Raw genomic sequence first — 23,111 nt, forward strand, 5'->3', positions numbered from 1 at the left:
TATGAGAAATATAAAAGTTGCTTCTTTTTTTTCTGGTTGTGGGGGACTAGATATAGGTTTTGAGGGTGATTTTGAAACCAATTCTACATCAATAAGAAATAAATCTTGGATACAAAACACTAATGAGAAAAAATGTAAAGTTAAAAAAACAACATTTGAAACAGTCTTTGCATGTGATATAAAGAAGTCAGCAAAAATTGCATGGGAATCTTATTTTAAAAAAGAGAATGTTTTTCATCTTGAAAGTATCGTTGATTTAATAAAAAAAGCACATAACAATGAGTTTATTTTTCCGCATGCTGACATCGTTACAGGCGGATTTCCATGTCAAGACTTTAGCATCGCTGGAAAAAGAAATGGATTTAACTCCCATAAAACACACTCTAACACTTATGTTACGGATGAACCTTCCATTGAATCAAGAGGTATGCTTTACTATTGGTTGAGAGAAGCGATCTCAATTATAAAGCCAAAGATATTTATAGCTGAGAATGTAAAAGGCTTAGTTACAATGGGTGATATAAAAAATATTATCGCTGATGATTTTAGAAATATTAACGGCGGGTACATAGTTTTGGAACCTAGAGTATTAAATGCTGCTGATTATGGAGTTCCACAAAGTAGAGAAAGAGTTTTTTTTATTGGAATAAGGAGAGATTTAATTAATGATTTAACAATAAACATGTTAATCAATAATGAGTTAAGTCTATATCCGCCACAAACGCATGATTACAAAAATGATTTTGTTAGCACATCAGACATTTTGTCCGATTTGCCAGAACCAGAAGATAGCTCAGATATTTCACACCAAAAATATTCAAAGGCTAAATGGTACGGCAAACACTGTCAAGGGCAAACAGAAATAAATCCTGCAGGATTATCGCCAACAATAAGAGCTGAACACCACGGAAATATTGAATACAGAAGACTATCCAAAGAACATGGCGGAAAAATTATCAATGAATTTGATTTACTAGAGAGAAGATTAAGCGTAAGAGAGTGTGCGAGATTACAAACATTCCCAGATAATTATAATTTCGTTTCAGACAAAATAAGTGCCTCAGAAGCGTATAAATTAATAGGAAACGCAGTCCCGCCGCTACTCGGTTATCATATCGCACAACACATACAATCCATTTGGGATATATTATTTTTAAATAAGAGTAAAACAGAAAAAAAGGTAGCATAATGGCTAGAGACCAAACAATATTTTCAGAGATTTGTATTGCACTATCAATCATTGATGCAAGAGATACAGATTTCTCATTTATTGAAAATGTGACTAAAAAGGACGAAGAAATTTATTTAAAAGAGTTAGAAAAAAGAAGCCTATTAAAGAACGGTGCACTATCTATTGAGGCATTAAAACAATCGGGATTAATCATAAGGAACTATCTTGTTGGTTGTGGTTTTACTCCAAAAAAAATTATTTGGACAGGAAAAGATAATATCGCTGGTGTTGTATCAGTTGCTAAAGACCTTGAGATTTTAAATTTTAGAATTTCAGTAAAAGAAAATGCGGATGTTTTTATAAATGGTTCACCTTTAACAGTTTTTGAGGATTTACCAAAAGGATTATTTGGACAAAAGAAACGAGGAGAAGATTGGTTTATTAAAACAGCAAAAGATGAGATTGAAAGATATTATGCTTTATGCAGAAAGCATTTATCAGTTCATGATGATTTTTCAGCGATTGATAAGTTTTATGGGAATAGAGACAAAGCATATAAAAAAGAATTTAGCAAAAAAGTAGCGTTATTGCATAGTGAAAAAAATAACGAGATATTAGAATCTTATCAAATTATGTGTAATAAAGTAAGTCAAATATCTTCTGAAATATTTAACCAAAATCTTTTGAAATTTAAAACTGCGTACACCTCTTCTGTTTCATTGCAACCAATCTTTCATTATTTTTTCAAAATAAATGGAATCAAATATATTATTGCTGGAACTGAAAAGAACAAACCATTTGCCAGTCTCTTAGAAAACAGCACAAGCTGGACGAAACAATACTCATTTTTAGACATTATCGCAAGTCCAAAGGAAGCAGGTCAGCCTGAGGTTCTGTTGCGTTTTATATTCAAAGACAAAAAAACAAATGAACAATTTGAAATTCCATTAAAAATAGAAATACGATGGTCACATGGTAAGTTTTGTGGAAATCCTGAAGCTAAAGTATATAAACAGTGGTCATACATGGAGCTTCCTTGGAGCGAGAATTTATAAATTCGAACAAAGAACCCTCAGAACTAAAAATCTCATACGACCACGAAACAGATATTATCACGCTCGAAGCTTATGATGAGGGCTTTTTCCGCTGGAAAAAGATATTGCACTCAGGAAATCTTAGAAGTCGCTGTAGAGAAGCTCTTTGATGATATGGATTGCCCTATATAAGACCGCTAATATCTATATATGTGATAAAATTCATCTATGAAACTATCACATTTAAAGCAGATTCTTGAGTATCTGCAAAAATTTACAAAAATTTCCTCAATTTACAGAGTTAGTGACACTATCATAAAGGTTTCTTTTGATAGAGATGATGAGCTCTACTTTGAGATGGCGCGCTCAAACTCCAAGATATTTAAGTGTCTCTCTTATGCTCGCTCAAAAGTCTATAATGCACCATTTGACGTGCTCTTAGCAAAGCGATTTAATCGTGCAAATATACTACATGTAGAGCTTTTTGGTGGCGATAAAATTGTTCGCCTTAAAACCTCAGTTGCCTCCGCATACAAAGAGGAGATTACCTATTTACAGTTTGAATTTACTGGAAAATATACAAATGTTATTATCTTAGATGAGAGTGAAATAGTTTTAGAAGCCCTGCGGCATGTTGACCTTTTTTCATCATTTAGAGAGGTGCGAGTCGGGCAAAAGCTACTTGATATTCCAGCTGCCCCATTTGAGGCAAAAGAGTATATTCTTGATGATGTTGAGTCGTTCTTATATGATGAGTATGAGCAAGAGCAGAGAGAAAAACTTGCCTCTTTAAAAAAACAGAAAATCTCTCTTTTAAGTAAAAAACTAAAAAAGTTAGAAAAACTATACACTACGCTAGATGATGAAGATGAGTTAGAAGCAGAGGCGCAAAAATATAACCACTTTGGCAATCTTCTTTTGTCCAATATGCATACTATTCGCCCATACCAAAGAGTAGTTGAGCTTGATGATTATAATGGAGTAAAACAGAGGGTTGAGCTTCACAAAGAGTTTTCAACTCCTGCTATGATGGCAAATTCACTTTTTGCAAGAAGTAAAAAAGCAAAGCAGAGAGCTTCACATCTACACATAGAGAGAGCTTCACTTATCTCAAAGATTGAGCATATAAAGTTATTTATTCACACTGTAACAGAAGCTAAAGATATGGCAAAGATTCAGCTGCTTTTTCCAAAAATATTACAGAGTAAAAAGATAAAAACAGATGATTCGATAGAGACTTTTTGGATAGAGGGATATAAAGTAACTCTTGGAAAAAATGAAAAAGGAAACATAACGCTTCTTCAAAACGCACGTGCAAAAGATATCTGGATTCACTTAAAAGAGCGTCCATCAGCACATGTAATCATCACAACAGATAAACAAAATGTTCCTATGTCTGTTATAGAAGGGGCTGCAAGATTGTGTGTCGATTTTACTATGTTTGAAAAAGACCGTTATTTGGTCGATTATACCCCAAGAAGAGAAGTAACAATCCAAAGTGGTGCCAATGTACTTTATAATAAGTACAAAACTATAGAGATAGACACTAGATAAAAGGTGCAAAATGGATGAAGGGTTTCTTTCATTTTATAAAGTAAAATTAAGGAGTATGTTATGGCAGTAGGTTTGGTCGCAAACACAATTTATGTAAATCAGCAGACAGCTAGTGCAACATCGTTGCAAAATGCACATAACAATCGTGTTGAATTTCAAAATATGGCAGCACTAGCCGCACTTCAAGAGAAAGAAGAAGAGGTGGCTCAGATTCGTCCAACAGAGGAGACGCATTCAATTGATGCAGAACGTGAGCATCAAAAAAATGAAGCAGACCAAGAGAGTGCTAGAAATAAAAAAGGCAAAAAAAAGCCTCAAGAGGAAGAAGAACCCACAGAACCTCTTCATATACTCGATATTAAAGTGTGATAGGTTATAATTATCTCATTTTAAAAAGGGGTTTTATATGAGTATATTTTCAGCTTCCAATGAGAGAGTCAAGACGGGATTGGTTCTTGTTGCTGGCGTGCTTCTCATAGGTGTAATAGATAATTTTTTCCTTATGTGGGCTTTTTTGGGTGTTGTATATATGTTGGCATTTAAAGAGGCTCTCGCTCTTTTTGATATAAAAAAGAGTGATTTGCTCTATTATGCCGCTGGACTCTGGTTAGTTGCAGCAATCTACCCATACAGTGATGACCTTTTTGTTTTAGCTGGTGTTGCTTATGCGAGTGCAGTTGCTTTTAACAAAAACCTTTCTTGGAAGAACTTCTTTCCATTTATGTACCCTACTGCTGGAATGCTCTTTGTTCTCTCAATGTATCAAGAGTATGGTGTTTTAGCGCTTCTTTGGCTCTTGGTTGTTGTTGCACTTACTGATGTGGGAGCATACGCTGTTGGTAAAAGCATAGGAAAGACTCCATTTAGCGCTACTTCTCCAAAAAAGACGATGGAGGGTGTTGTTGGAGGCATAATAGTTGCAACAATCGGCGGTATGTTTGTAGGTCTTGGTATCGTTGATTTGGGTATCTCATTTATCATCTCGTTTATGGTCTCTGTTAGTTCAATCTTTGGTGATTTATATGAGAGCTCGCTAAAGAGAGCTGCTGGAGTAAAAGATAGTGGAGATATTTTACCAGGGCATGGCGGAATTTTAGACAGAATAGATGGTTATCTCTTTGGCGCAGTCGTTATGCTGATCTTACTCAGAGGCTTGGTTTAACTTTTGATACTTTTAGGTTCGACAGGCTCTATAGGGGTAAATACACTTGAGATTGCTAAAAAATTCTCTATACATGTAGAGGCATTAGTAGCTGGAAACAACATAGCTCTCTTAAATAAGCAGATAAAAGAGCACAATCCAAAAGTAGTTGTTATCGCCGATAAAGCAGATATTTCAAAAGTAAATCATAGTAACGTTCTTTACGGACAAGAGGCTGTTTTAAAAGTCATAGAAGACTCTTCAAGTGAGTTGGTTGTAAATGCTCTTGTTGGTTTTTTAGGGCTTCGTCCAACACTCAAAGCTCTTACATGTAATAAAAGAGTAGCTCTTGCAAATAAAGAGTCACTTGTCGCATGTGGGGCATTTATAGAGACTTCAAAGATTCAGCCAATAGATAGCGAACATTTCGGACTTTGGTATCTGATGCAAAACAGACCTGTAGAAAAGATGATTATCACTGCCAGCGGTGGTGCATTTCGTGACTGGAACATAGCAAAACTCCAAAATGCTACTTTAGCAGACACACAAAAACATCCAAACTGGTCGATGGGGCAAAAGATAACTATTGACAGTGCGACAATGGTAAATAAGATGTTTGAACTCTTAGAGGCTAGATGGCTCTTTGGTGAGGGCAAATATGACGCCCTCATCGAGACGAAATCACTCATACATGCACTTATAGACTTTAAAGACGGCTCGACTACCGCTCACTTCGCAAATGCCAGTATGCAACTCCCCATAGCTTTTGCACTAAACACTAAGATGGATGAAAATATCCTCCCACATGTAGATTTGCTAAAAGTAGGCTCTTTGGAGTTTCGAGAGATTACATGTGAGAGATATCCAGTCTGGGAGATAAAAGACGAGCTTTTAAAAAATCCTGCAAGAGGTGTAGTTGTAAATGCGGCGAATGAAGCTGCAATAAAGAAGTTCATAGCTCGCAAAATAGGCTTCATGGACATAGCAAAAACTATCATAAAAGCTTATGAGAAGTTTGATATTTCGCCAAAAAATGTAGATGATGTTTTTGCTCTTGATGAAGAGGTAAGAAACTTTATAAAATGAACTACATCGGCTCAAAGTACAAACTCTCTGTCTTTTTAGAAGATGAGATAAGAGCCGCGGTTGAGGGCTCTTTGAGTAATAAACTCTTTTGCGATATGTTCGCTGGAATTGCGGTAGTGGGGTGCGAATTTAAACAATATGTAAAAATAGCTGTGGACGGATATAAGGTTTTTTTGGAAATAGATGTTTAGATATAGAGCGATTTGACAATAGACTTCTGTATAACCTAAAAATTAGATTCAAAATCAAGTTTAGAAAGACGAGGGATTATAGAAAATAGATAAAAATAAATTTACAAAAGCTTTAAGAATAGCTAAAATAAGAATTAAAAAGGAAAAGGTTATGACATATTATGAAAATATTAGAGAAATGACAAAAATAGTTCCTGTTCAATTGGTAAATTTTGAAGAACCAAGAGATAAAGCTAGGACGCCAACACAGGCATCCTCAAATTTTATTACAAACAAAGAACAGGGAGATTGGGCTGAAAATCTCATTGCAAGAGCAATAAATGAAACATCAAATAATTTTGTTGCCGTGAAATATGGCAAATCTGACAATTTAGTGGCAGGAGAAGATGGATTTGATGCTTTTTACCAAGATTTTCAGAATGAACTTGACACTATTGGAAAAAGACCTGATTTATTAATATTTAACAAAGTCGATTTTGACAACAGTTTAGGTTTTGATATTAGCCAAGAACCTCATGAGGAAATTACAGACTATGTAAAAAAAGCGATAGCTGGTATTGAAGTGCGTTCAAGTGCCTTTTTGATTGACAGATACGAAGAAGCAATGCAAGCCAGAACCGAAAAATTTGTGCAGATTGCATTAGAAACAAAAGATAAGATACTTACTGATTTTTCAGATGTTTTAGAACATCCTGCAAGGCAAAGCTATATTGAGTTATTAAATAGTATTACTGCAAGCACTCTCAATGTAGCAGACTTTAGAGTTCCTAGCTGGAGTTCTTCAGATAGATTAATCCAAGTAAAAAATCTTTTTAAACAACTAAAAAATGCAATAAAAGAGATTCAAAAAAGAGATTACCTTTCAATTACGCCGAAAGTTGAAGATCTTAAAGTTGTTTACAAATGGATTGAAACTTTCAATGTTCCTCATTTTTATTTTCAAGTATTTTTCGATAAAGTTTATGGGATTTCATTTGAGCAAATCCTAAAAATTATTTCAGATTCTGACAATGACGGTGTAATATTTTCAGTTGAGACAGACACAAAAAATCAAAACAAGACAACAATAAAAATAAATTCAAAATTTGGTGTTCCAATTGCTTTAAAAGTTGATGAACCACTTCATGAAAGTGTTAGAAAAGAGATGGATAGAGGACGATTGCTGTTTTATGTAACATTTAAAGGTGGAACAGCTTACCTTGATATTGAAAACTTAAGAGCTATTTTAAACTTAGAAGAGTCTATTTTTTAATGATGAAAATAAATAAACTTCTTGTTGATAATTTACTTGAAAATGAATATGTAAAAGCTATTTCAAGTAAGCACCGTAAACAGTTTGCCCAATTTTTTACACCTTTTTCTATCGCAAATTTAATGTCAAAGTGGATTTTAGGAAATCAAAATTTAAAGACTGTGTTAGAACCGGCATTTGGACTCGGTATATTTTCAAGAGTATTATTATCTTGCAAAGAAGATATTGAGATTAAAGGTTTTGAAGTCGATAAAATTATTTTTCAAAAGGCAAAACAATATTTTAGTGAAACCAAAAATTGCAATATTATACTGCAGGACTACATGTATAATGATTGGAAAAATAAGTACGATGGAATTATCTGCAATCCGCCTTATTTTAAATTTCATGATTATGATAATAAGAACATATTAAAAGAAATTGAAACTAATTTAAAATGCAAACTAAACGGATTTACTAATTTATATACATTGTTTTTATTAAAATCAATTCACCAATTAAGTGTAAATGGTCGTTGTGCTTATGTTATTCCTTCAGAATTTTTGAATTCTGATTATGGAAAATTGGTTAAAACTTATTTGATAAAAAGTAAAACATTAAGACATGTAATTGTAATTAATTTTGAAGAAAATCTTTTTGACGATGCCTTGACAACAGCTTCAATAATATTTTGCTCAAATGACAACTTGACAGAAAAAGTTCAGTTTACAAATATTAAATCCTTAGAAGATTTAAGTAAAATCGAAGAAATAATTTCTAAATATCCAAACTTCTCTAAAACAGAGCAAACTTATCATTATTTGGATTTGAATCCGGAAATAAAATGGAAAGCATATTATCAAAAGCAAAACGGTGCTAAATTTAAAAATCTTATACCATTTTCAACTTATGCAAAAGTTGTTCGTGGAATTGCGACAGGTTCAAATAATTATTTTGTATTTAATTTGTCAAAAGCCAAAGAATTTGGTATTTCAGAACAGTATCTATTACCATGTATTTGCAGTGCAAAAGATGCAAAAACATCATTTTTTACCACAAAAGATTTTGAAATACTAAAAAATAATGATAAATCAATTTTTCTCTTTAACGCAAAAGATTTAAATAATAAAAAAGTTCAAGAATATATCAAAAAAGGAGAGACAGAGGGAGTTGATAAGAAATTTTTAACATCGAGTAGAACACCATGGTATTCGATTGAAAATAGACAACCGGCACCAATTTGGGTTTCAGTTTTTAATAGAAATGGCTTACGATTTATAAGAAATGAGGCAAATGTCTCAAATCTAACTTCTTTTCATTGTGTTTATCCAAAACAAAATAATTTGTTTTCAGAATTAGATATTAATCTGCTATTTGCTTATTTACTAACAAATACTGCAAAACAAATTTTTACAGATAACAGCAGAGAGTATGGAAATGGATTGCAAAAATTTGAACCTAATGACTTAAATAAAGCAATGATGCTAAATTTGAGTCTATTGGATAATGATACTGTAAATAAAATTTTATATTTTTATGATTTGTACAGACAAGGGCTAGATTGTATTAGTGAAATTGATAAAATTTTAATAGAAAATTTTAGCTTAGAAGAGATACTTTGATATGAACTACATCGGCTCAAAGTACAAACTCTCCGCCTTTTTAGAAGATGAAATAAGGGCTGCGGTTGGCGGTTCTTTGAGCGATAAAGTCTTTTGCGATATGTTTGCGGGAACGGGAGTTGTAGGGCGAATCTTTAAGCAACATGTAAAAAGCGTTATCAGCAACGATATAGAAGATTACAGTTATGTTTTAAACAAAAACTATATACAAAACTACGCACAACTGCAAGATAATGAGAGTTACATAAAAGAGCTAAATGAGCTTCTTTTGCGAGAAGACGGGTTTATTTATAACCACTACTGCTTAGGAAGCGGAAGCGGCAGGCAGTATTTCAGCGATGAAAACGGGAAAAAGATAGATACTATCAGGCTAAAGATAGAGGAGTTAAAACGTAGCAAGAAGATAGACGATAACATGTACTACTTTTTACTTGCTTCTCTTATCGAGAGTGCGGACAAGGTGGCAAATACAGCCTCAATGTACGCCGCATTTTTAAAAACTCTAAAAAAACCTGCACAAAGAAAGCTTGTCTTAGAGCCTGCATATTTTGAGCAGAGCCATAACGGACATGTAGTCTATCAAGAAGATAGCAACTCTCTTATAAAGAAGATAAAAGGAGATATTCTTTACCTTGATCCGCCTTACAACCACAGACAGTATGGAGCCAACTATCATATCTTAAATACAATTGCTCTTTATGATGAGTTCGTACCAAAGGGAAAAACTGGTATTAGAGTCTATAATCGTTCTATGTATTGCAAAAAAAATAGAGCAATAAAAAGCTTTGAAGAGCTGATAAGAGATGCAAATTTTAAATATATTTTTTTGAGTTACAACAATGAGGGGATTATGAGCAGAGATGAGGTAAAATCTATCATGTCAAAATATGGAAAATACGATTTGAAAATAAAAGAACATAAAAGATTTAAGGCAAGTAATGCGTTAAGTAAAAAACATAAAACTGATTCTACTGATGAATATCTGCATATTTTACAAAAGGATGGATTTTGATACTAAGCATTGAGAGTTCTTGCGATGATAGCGCGATAGCTATTACCGAGATTGCAACAAACAGACTTCTTTTTCATAAAAAGATTTCACAAGAGTTAGAGCATAGCGTTTATGGAGGAGTTGTTCCTGAACTCGCTGCAAGACTACATGCAGAAGCACTTCCTCGGATACTAGAGGAGTGCAATCCATACTTTAAAGATTTAAAAGCGGTCGCTGTAACAACCACTCCAGGGCTTAGTGTAACTCTTGTTGAGGGTGTAACTATGGCTAAAGCCATCTCTATTGCGCTAAATATTCCTATAATCGGTGTTAACCATTTGGTTGGGCATATATACTCTCTGTTTATAGAAAAGGAGTCATACTTTCCTTTAACAGTTTTGCTAGTTTCTGGTGGGCATACTCAGGTTATGGAAGTAAAAAGCTTTACAGAGATAAAAACGGTTGCAAAGAGTATGGATGATAGTTTTGGAGAGAGTTTTGATAAGGTTGCAAAGATGATGAATCTTGGTTATCCTGGAGGCCCTGTTATAGAAGCGTTGGCAAAAGGCGGAGATAGAAAAAGATATAATTTTACAGTTCCACTTTTTCAATCTCCGCTTATAGCTTTTTCATACTCAGGGCTGAAAAACTCTGTGCGTCTTGCTGTAGAAGCGGCAAATGAAGAGGATTTTAAAGATATAGCCGCTTCATTCGAGCATATAGCAACTGCTCATATCATTCAAAAGCTAAAGAAATATTTTAAAGAAGTTCCTCCTAAAACCTTTGCTATTGTCGGTGGAGCGAGTGCAAATCTATATCTTCGCTCCTCCATAGAGGAACTTTTAAAGCCTCATGGTGCAGATTTACTACTAAGTGAGCTAAAATATTGTTCAGACAATGCAGCAATGATTGGTCGAGTGGCAGTTGAGATGTATAAAGAGAGTTTGTTTAGTGATTTGAGCAGTTTGGAAGTTTGTCCAAAAAGTGTCATTTAGCTTAATAAATCCTTGGAATAATACTCTTTTATTCTAATTAAGAGTGATATTATCCGATATAAAATATACTTCCTCATCAATAAAAAAGATAATTAAAAATAAAAAAACAGGAGTCAAAATGGCAACTACAAAATTCAAAGGTACAGATGTACAATTATTAGGAAATCAAGTAAACGTTGGTGATAAAGCACCTCAAATTACAGTTGTAAACTCAGATGGTTTAGGTGATGTAGTAGTAGGTGGTGCTCAAGGGCATAAGCAACTAATCATTGTTGTTCCTTCACTAGACACTGGTGTGTGTGCTACTGAAACTCGTAACTTTAATGCAAAAGCTTCTTCTTTAAATGGTGTTAAACCAGTTATTGTTTCATTAGACTTACCATTTGCTGCGGGACGTTTCTGTTCAACTGAAGGTATCACAAACCTAACTGTCACATCTGACTTTAGAAACAAAGAGTTTGCTAACGCTTATGGCGTTTTACTTGGCGGTTCAGTTCTTGCTGGTGTTACATGTAGAGCAATTTTTGCTGTAAATGAAGAAGGTATTGTAACTTACAAAGAGATTGTTCCTGAAATCACGGAAGAGCCAAATTACGACGCTGCACTAGCGGCTGTTAAATAATTTTTATACGTTAGATAAGTCATTTATTCTCCTAAGTGACTTTTTTTGAGAGGTACTTTAGTGTTACCTCTTATTTTTATTTCTCCTCTTACTCTCTTTTTAAGGGCTTTGCGCCCTTTATAAATAAAACTCACTTCTGATATAATTGCTGCATCTATTTAAAAGGTTTTTATTTATGAAAAAAATCATATATTCACTTACATGTATCTCTCTTTTAACCTCTTGTGCTATGGCTGATATTGCTAGAGCTGAGATGGGAGCAGGAGTATGGATGCAGAGTTCAAAAGGAAACGTTAACTATTCTGATGGTGGAGCTAATGGAACTTATGTCTCAAGAGAAAAAGATAACAGTGAGCTTTACGTATGGGCGCTGGTTAAGCACCCCGTTCCTATGCTTCCAAATTTAAGATTAGAGTATGCCAGTATAAAAGATGATGGTCTTGCTACTGGAAAATTTAAAGATTTTGATATTGGTGCAGCAACGACTACACTCTCATACGATATGAAACAGTACGATATAATTGGGTACTACAACATTTTAGATAATACCGCTTGGACAACGTTTGATTTAGGTCTTGATATCAAGATTGTTGATGCTTCATATGTAGCTGCACCTTCAGCTCCATTTACTGGATATAGCGATAGTGTAACATTTGCAGTTCCACTTTTATATGCAAGAGTTAGAGTTGAGATACCATCATCTGAGCTTGGAATTGAAGCTGATATAAAGTATATAACGACAGGAAATTCCACTGTTTATGATGCAAGAATAAAAGCTGACTACACCCTGGATTTTTCCCCAGTAATTCAGCCAGCTTTAGAGGTAGGTTATAGAGTTCAAAAGTTAGATATTGATGAGAGCAGCGTTGATGCAAGAGTTGATATTGATTTCTCAGGTATCTATGCAGGCTTGATGTTTCGTTTTTAAAACCTTTTAATCCATCCATTTTCTGGGGTCGTAACCATCACATGGTCTTACGACTCTCTCATTTGGTATCTTCTTAAGCATTGTTATAACTTCACTTCTATCGACTCCGCTTTTCTTTAGAGAGTTTTCAACTTCAACAAATCCAAAATTTTTAAAATAAGAGAGTGCTTTTTCATTGTTTAGCACACTTACACTTATCTCCTCAAACAGCGCTCCTGCTTCTAATAAAAGTTGCTCAAGCATAGCCTTGCCTATACCTTTGTTTCTAAACTCTGGCTTTACTGCGATAGAGAGAACTGCTGTTTTATCGTTTATAAAACCTATAGCATTATCGCTCTCTTTGAGTAATCTTATCCAAGCAGCACCTGCTATATTGTGCCCACTTAGAGCGTATAGTCCTAAATCTTTTGAGCTCAATCCATAAAATTTGCTAAAGACTTCAAGCTCCGAGAAATCTTCAACACCCTTGTTTATCTCATCTAATCTATAAGCGTATCTAAGCATATCAGTTGCTATCTTTTGTTCGGATGATCTTAAAAAATATAGTGTAGTGTTCATGTTTATTTACGCCAGAGAGAGTCCGACTTTTCCTTTTTCTTCATCTATTGAAATTACTTCTATCTGCGGGAGATACTGGTTTAGTGATAGAACTTCCAGCGGATGCGATACTTTTGTTGGAGCCATTTTTGAGATATGAATCATCCCATCATTTTTAAGCCCGATGTCCACAAATGCTCCAAAATCTGTAATATTTCTAACAACACCAGAGACAAAACTTCCTACATGTAACATCTTTATATCTGTTATGCCATCTTTAAAAGGTATGGGCGGAAGCTCTTCTCTTGGGTCATATCCAGGTTTGCAAAGCTCTTTTATGATGTCTCTTAGAGTCTCTTCTCCAACACAAAGCTCTTTAGCTTTTGCTTGGACATCAATATTTGTCAAATCAAGCCCAGTAAGTTTTTTTGCAACCTCATAGCTCTCTGGATGAATACCGCTATTATCAAAAATATTTTTAGAGTTTTTTATACGGATAAATCCAACAGCTTGTTCATAAGCTTTCTTTCCTAAACCTTTTACACTTAGTAGTTGCTCTTTTGTCTTAAAGGCGCCATTTTCTTCTCTATAAGTGATGATATTTTGCGCCACTTTTGTGCCAACTCCAGCGACATAAGATAAAAGTGAGAGAGATGCAGAGTTTATATCAACGCCTATGCGATTAACCAAATCTTGCGTTACATCAGTTAGTTTTTTCTCTAAAAGCTTCTGATCCACATCGTGCTGGTACTGCCCGATGCCTAAAGATTTTGGGTCAATTTTGACAAGGGAGGCCATTGGGTCTTGAAGTCTGTGAGCTATTGAGATGGCGCCTCTGATAGTTACATCAAGGTTTGGATATTCAAGAGAGGCTACTTTTGAGGCTGAGTAAACAGAAGCACCTGCTTCAGATACAACTGTGTAGTTTAAGTTTGCACCCTCGTCTTTGTTAAGACGTGCAAAAAACTCTTGTGTCTCACGTGAGCCTGTGCCGTTTCCGATAGCTACACCTGTGATGTTGTACTTATCTTTAAAGGCTAAGACCTTCTTTTTTGAGTTTTCATAATCATTTTGAGGCTCTGTTGGATAGATAACAGATGACTCTAAGTAGTTTCCATTCTCATCAACTACCGCTAGTTTACACCCAGTTCTAAAGGCTGGATCCACGCCTAAAATGACTCTTTTTGTAACTGGAGGAGTCATGAGGAGTTGATTTAGATTTTTGCCAAAAACAGATATAGCAGAGATGTCGGCTCTCTCTTTTAGCTCAGAGTTCACTTCTCTCTCAAGTGAAGGCAGAAGAAGGCGTTTTAGCCCATCTTTGTAGGCTTCAAAAAGAAATTCTTTTGAGGAGGAAGCATTACGAGGGATTTTGTACTCTTTGATATTTGCTTCTATCTTTTGGACATCTATGGTTATCTTTGCACTTAACTCTTTTTCATTTACCCCTCGCATAACTGCAAGATAGCGGTGAGATGGCATGTAAGCTACTCTCTCACTCTTGCCATCAAAGTTTTTAAAGAGTCCATTTTCGTCAAATGTTTTTGTTCTTTTTATCTCTAAAACACCACTGCGGAGCATCATATTTCTTATCGCTTCACGTTCACGAGGCATATCTGCATAACGCTCTGCTAGTATATCTTTTGCGCCATCTATGGCAGCCTCTACTGATGAGAGCTCACCTTTTACAAACTCTTTTGCTTTTGTTTTAAACTCATCAGCACTAAGTTTTGCAGACTCTAAAATATTTGCAAGAGGTGTTAGTCCATTTTTTATAGCAGTTGCAGCGCGAGAGTTTTTTTTCTCTTTATATGGACGATAAATATCCTCTAAAACCCTCATAGTATCGGCATCTTCTATGCTTTTGCTAAGCTCTTGCGTAAGAGTTGCTCTCTCTGAAATGAGTCTTTTTATCTCCTCTTTTCTCTCCAAGAGTTTTTTAGCCGCTATGTAGATAGTCTCAAACTCTCTTAGCACTTCATCATCAGCACCGCCAGTCATCTCTTTGCGGTATCTTGCTATAAAAGGGATAGTAGCACCCTCATCAAGAAGTTTTAAAATATTCTCTATATGCTCTTTTTTTAACGCTGTTTTTTTGGTTAGTAGGTTGATTAGATTATTAATATCTCTTTCCCTCGCACTCTATAAAATCTTTAGGGCCTAAATCTTCAACTAAACTCTTGAAATTTTTAAGAGTTATAAGTTTTAGATTTTCGCTCTTTAGTGCTTTTAGTTCGTTTGAAAAGCCACTCTTTGAGACGATAACTAACGTATCAGGGGATAACTCTGCTATATCACACTGTTCATGGAGCTTTGTAAGAGCTGTTTTTTTGGTTTTTTGGTTTGAGTAGCGACTAGTTCCTGCTATGATTTTTCCAGACTTTGTTTTTGCCAAAATCTCTATCTCACTCTCTCTATCCCAATAACTGCCTATCTCAAGAATCGGGTCATCTTTAAAACTATTTTTTATAATCTCGATAGAGAGCTTTTTAAAAGTTTGTTCATATAGCTCAATTTTACGATTGGCAAAACTCTCTTTTGCCTCTTTAAAATCTCCCTCTTTTATGCTCTTAAAATATGGCGATACAAAGGCAAACCAAAAGCGCATAAAAGGGGTGTTGAAATTTAATCTCTCATCTATTTTTTCATCAGAATCTATTGGAGATTCCAGAGAAAATTCAGCTATAAGAAGATTTTTTGCACAGAGCTCTTTTATAGATGCTTCGCCATCCATTCTTGAGACTCTAGCTCTCTTAAGTGCAGAGTGAACTCTTCCATCACCAACAGCGATAGCGCTGAGTATTGCATGAGCTGTTTTATCGCTTTTTGTTATTTTAGTTATATCTGAGTGGATGTAGGTATAGTTTTTTAAAACCTTGCTCTGTATAAGCTCTTCAAGGCTCTTTGACATATCTACACTCCAGCTCATACCGCCAAATACTGCAAAATACTCTATCGCACTCTCTAAATCTGCTGGAGAGTTTTGAAAGTAAAAAGAGCGAAATTGTTCTAGAAGTGAGGGACGTTTTGCCATAAAGGAGCCTTTGGAATGTTTTTAAAATTATACTTCATTAAGATACAAAAGAGCTTGAGAAATGATATACTTTAAACATGATTAATTTATCTCTTGATAAGCATCTTGGCATTATGACACCAGTTACTAACAAAGCGTTAGCTGCTGTTTTAAGGGAAGCATCCCCAAAAGAGATGGAGATGCTTAGTAAAGATAAAGATTTAAAGTCAGTTATAACCTCACTGCTTAAAGAGAGTAGCCAAAACGCAGATTCTAACAAAACTCTTTTAACTCTTGTAAAAAACAATCCGACACTCAAAGATTTGGGTAATGTCTCCTCTAGTATCAAAGATTTGCTCAGTTTAATAAAAAATGACAAAGAGCCTCTTAAAATTGAGACTGTTCTTAAAAAATTTATCCTCGATACAAAAGAAGAGTTAAGTCCTCCTGTTTTAAAGCAAAAACTACAAAATTCAGGTGTTTTTTTAGAGTCTAAACTAAAAAATGTACAAAACCCGCAAGTTGAGTTAAAAAATACTCTGCTCACGCTTGAAAAAAGTATAGAGAAGAGTAACCTACCAGTAGCTAAACTTGTAGTACAAAATATAAGAGAACTCTTAGCGACACCAACTCTAAGAGATGCCACAAATTTGGCTCTCTTAGAGTCTCCAAAAGATGAGAAGAGTGCCTTAAAAAATATTGCAAAAGAGGTTGCTGAAATAGTCTCAAAACTAAATGGGGCGCAAAAAGCTCCAGATATTGCAAAGGAGATAAGTGAAGTTATCTCAAAACTAAATGAAGCGCAAAAATCTCCAAATGTTGAAAAAAGTAAAGTTCATATAGCGGAGCCTATCTACTCCAAAGAGACTCTCTCTCTTACCTCAAAACTCACACTCTTCTCAGATGCTCAGAAGCTACTTCCGCATGAAGATGTAAGAGATATATTATCTAAAGATTTAAAAGCAATTTTGCTAAAAACTTCAGATGAAGCGGCAAAATCATCACACCCAAATCAGAGTGAAATAACAAAACATGTAGATAAACTTCTTCTTCAAATTGACTACTTCCAACTGCTTAGCCATCTATCTTCATCATCAATTCTCTACGTTCCTTTTTCTTGGGATGCCTTGCAAGAAGGAAGTATAGATATTAAAAAAGATAAAAATTCTGTATTTTACTGTGACATAGATTTGAAGCTAAAAGAGTATGGAGAGTTGAAACTAAAACTCGCACTCTATGAGGAAAATCAGATAAATGTTCACATCTACTCAGATAACAAAGATTTTAAAGAGATTGTAAAAGAAAATATCTCCTCTCTTAGAAGTGCGCTTATAGAGGCACAAATCATACCTAAAGAGATACGAATATTTGATGCAACTAAAAAAAATCCATCTCCTTATGGACAAGAACAAAGAGAGATAAATATGGGATTTGAGATAAAAGCATGAAAAAAGCAGCAGCACTTAGATATGATGTAGAAAAAGAGGGTGCACCTCGCGTAGTTGCAAAAGGGCAGGGCAGAAGTGCTGAGAATATCATCAAGATAGCCCAGCTTCATAATCTTCCAATAAGAAAAGATGAAGACCTAATAGAACTTCTCTCAAAAGTAGAGTTAGACAAAGAGGTTCCCTCAGCCCTATACAAGGCAGTTGCAGAGGTTTTTAGCTTTATATATAAAATTAGTAAAAAAGAGTAAATTTTTTATTGATACTCTGCGATTTTGGTTATATCGATGCCTTTTTCTTTGAGCTTATTTCCTATATCAACTATTTTTTTGTTATACTCCTCTGTCTGCACAAACCCTTCATAAGCGTCTAAAGTACCCTCATAAACTCTTGCTGCTATATTTTCAACTGCTGCGATTGCTTTTTGCAACTCCTCATCCAAATACTCAACCGTATCGCCTAAAATTTCTTCTTCTTGCATAGTTGCATCCTTTTTTTAATATTAATCTTCACTTGCATCGGTGAGGGATTTTGGTAAAACTTTAGAGCTTTGAGCACCAAGGGATTCTAGTTTTTGAAACTGGCTCGTTATGCTTCCTGAACCTGTGTGAAGCTTTGAGAAAGTCTCATCATATGTCTTTTGAACAGTTGTTATCTGTTTTCCAAGCTTCTCAATACTCTCTACAAAACCTGAAAACTTATCAAAGAGCATACCTGCTCTTTTTGCTATCTCTTGGGCATTTTTTTGCTGTTTTTCGTATCTCCAGCTATTCTCGACGGCTCGTAGTGAAACCATAAGCGTGGTTGGTCCAACTAAGATAACGCTCTTTTTAAAAGCGTGGTCAAAGAGCGTTTTGTCATGCTCCATAGCCATAAGCAAAGCGCTCTCAATTGGTACAAACATAAAGACAAAATCAAGTGTTTTTATACCTTTTAAGTTCGCATAATCCTTCTCACTAAGCTCTTTTATATGTTTTTTGATAGAGATTATATGCTCATTTAGAAATCTCTCTTTATGCTCATCATCCTCAACCGAGGAGTACTGCTCATACGCAACAAGTGATGTTTTAGCATCAACGATAATATCTCTGCCATCAGGAAGATGAACGATAACATCGGGGCGGTAACGACTTTGGTTATGCTCATGCTCAAGCGTTACTTCACGCTCATACTCAACACCAACTCGAAGCCCAGAGTGTTCAAGAACGCTCTCAAGTACCATCTCTCCCCACACACCTTGCTTTTTGCTTTCGCCTTTTAGGGCTTTTGTGAGGTTTTGTGCATCTTTGCTCATCTGATGGTTTATCTCTTTTATGCTTTTTATTTCAGCTTGAAGCATTGAGCGGTCTTTTGCCTCTTTTATGTAAACATCATCAATTTGCTTTTTAAACTCATTAAACTGCTCTCTCATGGGTGTTATCATCTTTGAGAGATTTTCTTGATTTTGGAGTGAAAATTTTTGTGAGTTATTTTCTAAAATGCTTTGCGCTAGCTCTTTAAACTCAAGTCTCATCTGCTCTTTGTTCTGCTCAAGCAGTATAAATTTCTCTTGGTTTTTCTCATTTATGCCATTAATACGCTCTGTTAAAACAGCGTTTTGGTTTAAGAGAGAGGCTGATTTTTCTTTCTCAAAACTTAACTCATTTTTTAGATTTTTTATAACAGCAAGCCAAATTCCAATTACTCCAAAAAATAGACCAACTCCAACATAAAGGGCTTCAAACATCTCTAATACTCTCCAAATTATTGGCTTATTGTAGCAAAAAGATACTATAATCTACTTTTTTAAAAACGATGAAATGATAAAATATTGGAGATATATTGAATAACGCAAAAGAGTTCTCAAATCTGAATCTAACTAAAGAGATGCTTCATAACTTAAATGAGATAGGTTATACAAAGATGAGCGATATTCAAGAGCAGAGTTTGCCTTTTATATTGGATGGTAAAGATGTAATAGCTCAGGCCAAAACAGGAAGTGGCAAAACAGCTGCGTTTGGTATAGGGCTACTTCATAAACTTCAAGTAAAAAAGTTCAGAGTCCAAGCTCTTATCTTATGCCCAACTCGTGAACTCTCAGATCAAGTAGCCCGTGAGCTAAGAGTTCTCGCTAGATTTTCACACAATATAAAAATTTTAACTCTCTGTGGAGGCGTGGCATTTGGTCCACAACTTGGCTCACTTCGTCATGGCGCACATATCATAGTCGGTACTCCAGGACGTATTTTAAAACACTTAAAAAAAGATACTCTATCTCTTGAAGATGTTGATACGCTTGTGCTTGATGAAGCAGACAGAATGCTTGATATGGGATTTAGTGAAGAGATAAATGAGGTTTTAGAGTTTGTTCCAAAAAACAGACAAACACTGCTTTTCTCAGCGACCTATACGGATGAGATTTTAGACATAAGCAAGTCTATACAAAATGGTGCCATACACGTAAAGACAACTTCAACTGAAATCGCCAACAAGATAGAGGAACGATTTTATGAGGTAAATAACGCAGATAAAATCAAAACAGTTATAGATATTTTGAGCAATTTCAGACCTCAAAATGTGATTATCTTTGCTAACACAAAAGTAGAAGTGGATGAGATAGCAAAAAGACTTCAAGAGAGTAAAGTCGATGCACTGGCAATTCATGGTGATTTAGAGCAGTACGACAGAAACGATGTGTTAGTTCAGTTTGCTAACAAAAGTTGCCCTGTGTTAGTAGCAACTGATGTTGCCGCACGTGGGCTTGATATAAAAGAACTCTCTATGGTTATAAACTATGACCTGCCTCACTCTCTTGAAACATATACTCACCGCATAGGCAGGACGGCAAGAGCTGGAGCTGAAGGATTGGCATTTACGCTTTATAGTGCTTATGAGGAAGAAAAAGTTGATGAGTATAAAAATGACAATCGTATCTTTGAATCAAGCAAAACACTAAAAACTGTTAGTGGTTTTGTTATGAAGCCTCAAAACATCACTCTTGTAATTGAGGGTGGCAAAAAAGATAAAGTTCGTGCTGGAGATATTTTAGGCGCATTAACAGGAGAAGCGGGACTTAGTGGTAGCTCAATTGGTAAGATAGATATTTATGACAGACAGAGCTATGTAGCCATAGAAGCCTCTAAAATAGATGAAGCACATGATAAGCTAAAGAGTGGAAAAATAAAAGGTAAAAAGTTCTCAGTTTGGATTCTCTAAAATATATACATAACTATCCCCAAAACATAAAAAATCAAGTGTTAGAACTTATCAAAGAGGATAAACTGGCACTTCATCTTAAGAGAAAATACTCCTTATCACACACCATAAAAACAGATAAAGCACTTTTTTCTTATGTAAATGAGTTAAAACAGACTCATATGAAAAATGCTCCCACGCTGAGTAAAGCGCTCTATGATGGCAAAATAAGCGTTATTCATAACGCATTGGGTACACATCATATCATCTCAAGAGTACAAGGCGCAAAACTTAAGAGTAAAAATGAGATTCGCATAGCGTCAATGTTTAAGAGTGTGCCTGAGGAGTTTTTAGAGATGATAGTTGTCCATGAGTTGGCGCACTTTAAACAAAAAGAGCACAACAAAGCATTTTATAGTTTGTGTCTTTATATGCAACCATCTTATCATCAAGTTGAGTTTGATGTAAGGCTATATATGACACAGATGGAAATTTTTGGCAAAATAGAGGAGTGGAGCTAAGGATTAATCCCCAAGCTCTGCTATTTTTTCATCAAAATCTTTTGTTATTTCATCAAACTCATTTTGTAAAATTTCTAGAAGTTCAAACATCTTCTCAACCTCTTTTTGTTCCATGCTTGAGAGTTTTGAGTACTCTATGATTTTAAAACTATCGCCACTGCTTGAAGCTTCTAGGAGCTTTTTCTGATGAGAAGCGAGAGTATCTTCTGCTTTAATTATGTTCTCTTCTAGCTTTTGAATCTTTTTATGTATAGGCGTTGTCAATTTGCTTTTTGTTTTTATCAAGTCAGCTTTTGTTTTTTTGTTATCTTTAAAGCTGTTTTTTGGTTTTTGTTTTGCGCCCCCTTCATCCTCTTCCTCTTCCCAGCCCATTTTCTCTAAAAAGAGGTCATATCCGCCATCAAATAATTCTGCCCCGTTTCTTGTAAAGACGATAAGTCTATCACATGTACGGCGAAGCAACTCTTCAGAGTGCGTTACTATGATGAGTGAACCTTCAAAGTTTTCAATTGCAACTGTTAAAGCTTCAATAGAGTCCATATCTAAGTGGTTTGTAGGCTCATCCAAAAATAGCAGGTTTACATCACGAGCCAAAATTTGTCCAAGCATTACACGGCTTTTCTCTCCACCTGAGAGTAGAGATACTTTTTTCTCAGCGCTATCTCCACTAAACATCATGGAGCCACAAATAGCTCTGATAGTTTGTGCGGAGAGTTTTGTGTTTGCTGAGTGAATCTCATCCATAACATTGCTATTTGGATGAAGCCTAGCTATATTTGTTTGACCAAAGTGGGCGTAAGCTGTGCTTGGGTGCATGTGGACTTCACCGCTTAGGGCTTTTAACTCACCTGCAATCGTATTTAAAAGAGTTGATTTACCTTTTCCATTTTTACCGATGATGCCTAATCTTTGACCTTTTTCAAGCACAAAGGAGATATTTTTAAATAGAATATTATCCTCTGTATAGCCAAAGCTTAGATTTTTAACATCAAGGAGGACTTTTGCTGGAGTGTCTTTGTAGTTAAAAGCAAAACTAAGAGTTGAATCATAACCCAAATCTTCAAGCAAATCCATCTTCTCAAGCTGCTTTACTTTTGATTGTGCAAGAGCGGCAGTTGATGCACGTGCTTTATTTTTTGCTATAAAATCCTCTAGCTCTTTTACCTTTTTATCTTGTGATATTTTTTGCTTCTCATGAAGCTCATCACTTGATTTTAACTGCTCATAATACTTATGCGTATCTCCAGCGATAACCCTTAAGTTTCTACGCACAATTCCCATTGTGTGAGTTGTGATGGCATCCATAAAATCTCTATCGTGAGTGATTAGGATAACTTCGCCTTGAAATGCTTTTAAAAAACTCTTTAACCATCTAAGTGAGAGAATATCAAGGTAGTTTGTAGGCTCATCAAGCAGTAGCAGGTTTGGCTCTGTGACAAGTAGTTTTGCTAGGTTTATACGGATTTGATAACCGCCTGAAAATGAGAGAGGATTTTTTTCTAAATCATCTTGCGTAAAACCTAAACCAAAAAGAATCCTCTCAACTCTATAAACATCATACTTCATATCCTCTTCAAGGGCAAGTGCCGCCTCTTCTCTAAGTGTGGACTCTGTGAAGACTAGATACTGTTTGAGTGTTCCTATTTTGTACCCTTTTGGGATTATTACCTCGCCACTATCTGGGGTCTCTTCACCCAAAATCATCTTAAAGAGTGTCGATTTTCCACTTCCATTTCTTCCAACTAAACCCATTTTGTTTCCAGCGTTTAGTTTAAAGCTAAGACCGTTAAATAGGTCTTGCTTTCCAAAGTTTTTTGTTATATTTATTAACTGTATCATTTTCTTCTTTTTTGTT

At 35.1% G+C, this 23,111-nt stretch carries 23 protein-coding genes; 17 read left to right on the forward strand and 6 right to left on the reverse strand.

Going from position 1 to position 23,111, the window contains the following annotated elements:
- The first annotated feature begins 1 nt into the window (after position 1).
- From SUDEN_RS00615 to SUDEN_RS00675, 13 genes are all read left to right on the forward strand, one after another.
- Positions 2-1,189, forward strand: a complete 1,188-nt coding sequence (locus tag SUDEN_RS00615; protein WP_011371757.1) for a DNA cytosine methyltransferase — start codon at positions 2-4, stop codon at positions 1,187-1,189.
- Positions 1,189-2,226 carry a hypothetical protein gene (locus tag SUDEN_RS00620; RefSeq protein ID WP_011371758.1) on the forward strand — a complete coding sequence of 346 codons (1,038 nt, stop codon included), beginning with the start codon at positions 1,189-1,191 and terminating at the stop codon, positions 2,224-2,226. Before SUDEN_RS00615 ends, SUDEN_RS00620 begins: the two co-directional genes overlap by 1 nt.
- A gap of 207 nt (positions 2,227-2,433) precedes the next feature.
- Positions 2,434-3,759, forward strand: coding sequence for an NFACT family protein (locus SUDEN_RS00625; protein WP_011371759.1), 1,326 nt, complete (start codon positions 2,434-2,436; stop codon positions 3,757-3,759).
- 60 nt (positions 3,760-3,819) lie between these two features.
- Entirely contained in the window at positions 3,820-4,128 is a 309-nt protein-coding gene (locus SUDEN_RS00630; RefSeq protein ID WP_011371760.1) for a hypothetical protein, read from the forward strand.
- Between the two features lie 37 nt (positions 4,129-4,165).
- Positions 4,166-4,921: a phosphatidate cytidylyltransferase gene (locus tag SUDEN_RS00635; RefSeq protein ID WP_011371761.1), complete on the forward strand. Its 756-nt coding sequence runs from the start codon at positions 4,166-4,168 to the stop codon at positions 4,919-4,921.
- 3 nt (positions 4,922-4,924) lie between these two features.
- Positions 4,925-5,986, forward strand: coding sequence for a 1-deoxy-D-xylulose-5-phosphate reductoisomerase (gene dxr, locus SUDEN_RS00640; protein WP_011371762.1), 1,062 nt, complete (start codon positions 4,925-4,927; stop codon positions 5,984-5,986).
- Positions 5,983-6,177: a DNA adenine methylase gene (locus tag SUDEN_RS00645; protein WP_011371763.1), complete on the forward strand. Its 195-nt coding sequence runs from the start codon at positions 5,983-5,985 to the stop codon at positions 6,175-6,177. Before dxr ends, SUDEN_RS00645 begins: the two co-directional genes overlap by 4 nt.
- Before the next feature lie 151 nt (positions 6,178-6,328).
- On the forward strand, positions 6,329-7,429 hold the full coding sequence (locus tag SUDEN_RS00650) for an AccI family restriction endonuclease (protein WP_011371764.1): 1,101 nt from the start codon (positions 6,329-6,331) through the stop codon (positions 7,427-7,429).
- Positions 7,429-9,030 carry an Eco57I restriction-modification methylase domain-containing protein gene (locus SUDEN_RS00655; protein WP_011371765.1) on the forward strand — a complete coding sequence of 534 codons (1,602 nt, stop codon included), beginning with the start codon at positions 7,429-7,431 and terminating at the stop codon, positions 9,028-9,030. Before SUDEN_RS00650 ends, SUDEN_RS00655 begins: the two co-directional genes overlap by 1 nt.
- Before the next feature lies 1 nt (position 9,031).
- Entirely contained in the window at positions 9,032-10,042 is a 1,011-nt protein-coding gene (locus SUDEN_RS00660) for a DNA adenine methylase (protein ID WP_011371766.1), read from the forward strand.
- Positions 10,039-11,016, forward strand: a complete 978-nt coding sequence (gene tsaD, locus SUDEN_RS00665; RefSeq protein WP_011371767.1) for a tRNA (adenosine(37)-N6)-threonylcarbamoyltransferase complex transferase subunit TsaD — start codon at positions 10,039-10,041, stop codon at positions 11,014-11,016. Before SUDEN_RS00660 ends, tsaD begins: the two co-directional genes overlap by 4 nt.
- 118 nt (positions 11,017-11,134) lie before the next feature.
- A complete protein-coding gene (gene tpx / locus SUDEN_RS00670; protein ID WP_011371768.1) occupies positions 11,135-11,638 on the forward strand; it encodes a thiol peroxidase in 504 nt (167 codons plus the stop codon).
- Between the two features lie 175 nt (positions 11,639-11,813).
- Entirely contained in the window at positions 11,814-12,566 is a 753-nt protein-coding gene (locus SUDEN_RS00675; RefSeq protein ID WP_011371769.1) for a TIGR04219 family outer membrane beta-barrel protein, read from the forward strand.
- A 6-nt stretch (positions 12,567-12,572) separates the two neighbouring features.
- Here SUDEN_RS00675 and SUDEN_RS00680 read toward each other — a convergent pair whose 3' ends face one another.
- The 3 genes from SUDEN_RS00680 to SUDEN_RS00690 are packed head-to-tail and all read right to left on the reverse strand — an operon-like array spanning position 12,573 to position 16,137.
- Positions 12,573-13,124: a GNAT family N-acetyltransferase gene (locus SUDEN_RS00680; RefSeq protein WP_011371770.1), complete on the reverse strand. Its 552-nt coding sequence runs from the start codon at positions 13,122-13,124 to the stop codon at positions 12,573-12,575.
- Positions 13,125-13,130: 6 nt separating this feature from the next.
- Positions 13,131-15,227, reverse strand: a complete 2,097-nt coding sequence (locus SUDEN_RS00685; RefSeq protein ID WP_041672154.1) for a helix-hairpin-helix domain-containing protein — start codon at positions 15,225-15,227, stop codon at positions 13,131-13,133.
- Positions 15,223-16,137, reverse strand: a complete 915-nt coding sequence (locus SUDEN_RS00690; protein WP_011371772.1) for a DUF234 domain-containing protein — start codon at positions 16,135-16,137, stop codon at positions 15,223-15,225. Before SUDEN_RS00690 ends, SUDEN_RS00685 begins: the two co-directional genes overlap by 5 nt.
- Positions 16,138-16,214: 77 nt before the next feature.
- Between SUDEN_RS00690 and SUDEN_RS00695 the strand changes: the two genes are divergently transcribed.
- Entirely contained in the window at positions 16,215-17,564 is a 1,350-nt protein-coding gene (locus tag SUDEN_RS00695; RefSeq protein ID WP_011371773.1) for a flagellar hook-length control protein FliK, read from the forward strand.
- Positions 17,561-17,812, forward strand: coding sequence for an EscU/YscU/HrcU family type III secretion system export apparatus switch protein (locus SUDEN_RS00700; protein WP_011371774.1), 252 nt, complete (start codon positions 17,561-17,563; stop codon positions 17,810-17,812). Before SUDEN_RS00695 ends, SUDEN_RS00700 begins: the two co-directional genes overlap by 4 nt.
- 5 nt (positions 17,813-17,817) lie before the next feature.
- Here the strand turns inward: SUDEN_RS00700 and SUDEN_RS00705 are convergent, their stop codons facing one another.
- Positions 17,818-18,042, reverse strand: a complete 225-nt coding sequence (locus SUDEN_RS00705; protein WP_011371775.1) for a hypothetical protein — start codon at positions 18,040-18,042, stop codon at positions 17,818-17,820.
- 21 nt (positions 18,043-18,063) lie between these two features.
- Complete coding sequence (locus SUDEN_RS00710; RefSeq protein WP_011371776.1) at positions 18,064-19,287, reverse strand: DNA recombination protein RmuC; 1,224 nt, start codon at positions 19,285-19,287, stop codon at positions 18,064-18,066.
- A gap of 95 nt (positions 19,288-19,382) precedes the next feature.
- On the opposite strand from SUDEN_RS00710, the gene dbpA reads away from it, so the two are divergent.
- Together dbpA and SUDEN_RS00720 are read left to right on the forward strand one after the other, a co-directional pair.
- The gene (dbpA, locus tag SUDEN_RS00715; protein ID WP_011371777.1) at positions 19,383-20,756 is read left to right on the forward strand and encodes an ATP-dependent RNA helicase DbpA; all 1,374 of its coding nucleotides are present in this window, start codon (positions 19,383-19,385) and stop codon (positions 20,754-20,756) included.
- Positions 20,744-21,256 (forward strand): YgjP-like metallopeptidase domain-containing protein, encoded by a 513-nt coding sequence (locus tag SUDEN_RS00720; protein ID WP_041672156.1) that lies wholly within the window; start codon positions 20,744-20,746, stop codon positions 21,254-21,256. The genes dbpA and SUDEN_RS00720 overlap by 13 nt, the downstream gene beginning before the upstream one ends.
- Positions 21,257-21,259: 3 nt before the next feature.
- Here SUDEN_RS00720 and SUDEN_RS00725 read toward each other — a convergent pair whose 3' ends face one another.
- Positions 21,260-23,095 carry an ATP-binding cassette domain-containing protein gene (locus SUDEN_RS00725; protein WP_011371779.1) on the reverse strand — a complete coding sequence of 612 codons (1,836 nt, stop codon included), beginning with the start codon at positions 23,093-23,095 and terminating at the stop codon, positions 21,260-21,262.
- Between the last annotated feature and the right edge of the window lie 16 nt (positions 23,096-23,111).

Origin of the sequence: Sulfurimonas denitrificans DSM 1251 (assembly GCF_000012965.1) — a bacterium.
Classification (GTDB): Bacteria; Campylobacterota; Campylobacteria; order Campylobacterales; family Sulfurimonadaceae; genus Sulfurimonas; species Sulfurimonas denitrificans.

Excerpts from the sequence above, each read along its gene's own strand:
- SUDEN_RS00690 (WP_011371772.1), bottom strand. The coding sequence starts at position 16,137 with ATGGCAAAACGTCCCTCACTTCTAGAACAATTTCGCTCTTTTTACTTT.
- SUDEN_RS00635 (WP_011371761.1), top strand. The coding sequence starts at position 4,166 with ATGAGTATATTTTCAGCTTCCAATGAGAGAGTCAAGACGGGATTGGTT.
- SUDEN_RS00700 (WP_011371774.1), top strand. The coding sequence starts at position 17,561 with ATGAAAAAAGCAGCAGCACTTAGATATGATGTAGAAAAAGAGGGTGCA.
- SUDEN_RS00645 (WP_011371763.1), top strand. The coding sequence starts at position 5,983 with ATGAACTACATCGGCTCAAAGTACAAACTCTCTGTCTTTTTAGAAGAT.
- SUDEN_RS00675 (WP_011371769.1), top strand. The coding sequence starts at position 11,814 with ATGAAAAAAATCATATATTCACTTACATGTATCTCTCTTTTAACCTCT.
- SUDEN_RS00620 (WP_011371758.1), top strand. The coding sequence starts at position 1,189 with ATGGCTAGAGACCAAACAATATTTTCAGAGATTTGTATTGCACTATCA.
- SUDEN_RS00710 (WP_011371776.1), bottom strand. The coding sequence starts at position 19,287 with ATGTTTGAAGCCCTTTATGTTGGAGTTGGTCTATTTTTTGGAGTAATT.
- SUDEN_RS00615 (WP_011371757.1), top strand. The coding sequence starts at position 2 with ATGAGAAATATAAAAGTTGCTTCTTTTTTTTCTGGTTGTGGGGGACTA.
- SUDEN_RS00625 (WP_011371759.1), top strand. The coding sequence starts at position 2,434 with ATGAAACTATCACATTTAAAGCAGATTCTTGAGTATCTGCAAAAATTT.
- tpx (WP_011371768.1), top strand. The coding sequence starts at position 11,135 with ATGGCAACTACAAAATTCAAAGGTACAGATGTACAATTATTAGGAAAT.
- SUDEN_RS00660 (WP_011371766.1), top strand. The coding sequence starts at position 9,032 with ATGAACTACATCGGCTCAAAGTACAAACTCTCCGCCTTTTTAGAAGAT.
- SUDEN_RS00655 (WP_011371765.1), top strand. The coding sequence starts at position 7,429 with ATGATGAAAATAAATAAACTTCTTGTTGATAATTTACTTGAAAATGAA.
- SUDEN_RS00680 (WP_011371770.1), bottom strand. The coding sequence starts at position 13,124 with ATGAACACTACACTATATTTTTTAAGATCATCCGAACAAAAGATAGCA.
- SUDEN_RS00725 (WP_011371779.1), bottom strand. The coding sequence starts at position 23,095 with ATGATACAGTTAATAAATATAACAAAAAACTTTGGAAAGCAAGACCTA.
- SUDEN_RS00650 (WP_011371764.1), top strand. The coding sequence starts at position 6,329 with ATGACATATTATGAAAATATTAGAGAAATGACAAAAATAGTTCCTGTT.
- SUDEN_RS00705 (WP_011371775.1), bottom strand. The coding sequence starts at position 18,042 with ATGCAAGAAGAAGAAATTTTAGGCGATACGGTTGAGTATTTGGATGAG.
- SUDEN_RS00695 (WP_011371773.1), top strand. The coding sequence starts at position 16,215 with ATGATTAATTTATCTCTTGATAAGCATCTTGGCATTATGACACCAGTT.
- SUDEN_RS00630 (WP_011371760.1), top strand. The coding sequence starts at position 3,820 with ATGGCAGTAGGTTTGGTCGCAAACACAATTTATGTAAATCAGCAGACA.